The organism is Peptococcus simiae, from assembly GCF_046097595.1.
Taxonomy (GTDB): domain Bacteria; phylum Bacillota; class Peptococcia; order Peptococcales; family Peptococcaceae; genus Peptococcus; species Peptococcus simiae.
Window position 1 is genome coordinate 1 of the sequence record NZ_JBJUVG010000029.1, and the last position, 1,564, is coordinate 1,564.

Annotated in this window: 1 protein-coding gene; it reads right to left on the reverse strand. The window is 43.9% G+C overall.

Annotated features, from left to right (window positions below; genetic code table 11):
• Positions 1-84 precede the first annotated feature (84 nt).
• A protein-coding gene (locus ACKQTC_RS09180) for an IS3 family transposase (protein WP_408978142.1) occupies positions 85-1,511 on the reverse strand; the annotation gives its coding sequence in 2 pieces (ribosomal slippage) (positions 85-947 and positions 947-1,511; 1,428 coding nt in all).
• Positions 1,512-1,564: the final 53 nt, after the last annotated feature.

The window sequence follows — 1,564 nt, forward strand, 5'->3', positions numbered from 1 at the left end:
TAGAGTGACCCCAAAAAGTTGGACCAGAGAGATAAGTACATCCCTTGTGCTTGTCTCTCTTTTTATTTGCCTAAAGGTTAGCCCTTAGGCCGCCTGCCCTTTACGATATGCAAGAGGGCTTAGCCAGTTTAACTTCTCTTTTATCCGTTCCTCGTTGTAGTAGCCAATATAGTCAATAATTGCTCTCTCTAATTCTTCGTAGCTTTGATAAACTTTTCCGTAATACATTTCTTGTTTCATTAAGCCAAAGAAATTCTCGATAGGGGCATTGTCGTAGCAGGTCCCTTTTCTAGACATACTTTGAAATATCCTGTGTTCTTTTAACAAGGCTTGGTACTCCTTCATTTGGTAGGCCCAGCCCCGGTCCGAATGGAAGGTTCGGCGGTAGGGGCAGCCTTCTGAGGCTGCTATGGCGTCTTTTAAGGCTTCAAGCATTGTTGTGCCGTTTGGTTGCCGGGATATCTTAAAGCTGATGATTTCCAGGTTATATAAGTCCATGAAGGGGTCTAGGTATAATTTCTTGATTTGAGGCTTACCGGTAGGGTCTTCTTCATAGTATTTGAATTCAGTGGTATCTGTTGTGATCTTTTGATAGGGGATAGGGGTCTCAAATCTACGATTGACCCGGTTGGGAGCAATCCGCCCTATGACGCCCTTGTAGCTATTGTATTTTCTATATTTACGGCCAAAGTTTTTGACTTGGATCTGTAGGTCTTGGCAGATGCGTTGGACTTTCTTTCGGTTGATGGACCAGCTGTCCTTAATAAGGCTTGCATGAATGCGACGATAGCCATAGTTTGGATGGTGGTCTCGGATGGTTAGAATGGCATCTTTTAGGTCTTGATCAGGGTCCGGCTTCTTCCATTGGGCTTGCCAGTACATGTAGGTGGATTTGGGGAAATGGAGGGCAGCAAGAATCTCTGTTAGGGTAAATCTTTCTTGTTCTCGGAGCTTGTGGATGACTCTTGCTTTGTCTTCATTGCTTTTTGTTGCCGCAAGCTCCTCAGCAGTTCCAAGTATTCATTTTTAATGGTTTGCATCTTTAGCTCATATTCAAGTTCTCTAATGCGCTTATTGGCCAGTTCCAGGTCCGTGAACTGTAGGGGTTCAGAAGGTGGTTGCTTTGTTTTTCTATTTTGGTCTTTCTTAGACACAGGTGGCCTCCCTTGCCTGCGAGCAAGTCCTTCCAGTCCCTCTTTATGATACGCTTGGCGCCATCTGGCAATTAGGCTGGGGTTATTAAGCCTCAAGTCATTCGCCACATCTTGATAGGATTTCTCGCTGGCTTCATACATAGTGATTGCTTGTAACTTAAAGTCTACACTGTAGGCCTTGTTTTTGCGAGAACGTTTTAAGCCTTCTAGGCCTAAAGTTTTGTAGGCGTTAATCCAAGTGCTTATCTGCGTACTCGTTTTGAAATGATATTTCCTGGCTAATCGATCCACCCCAATCGTGCCGGAAAGATATTCTGCGACGACTTTCATTTTAAATTCCAAACTATATTTTGCCATGCAAAGACCCCCTAAAGTTGGATTTTTTGGTCCAACTTTAGGGGGTCAGTTCA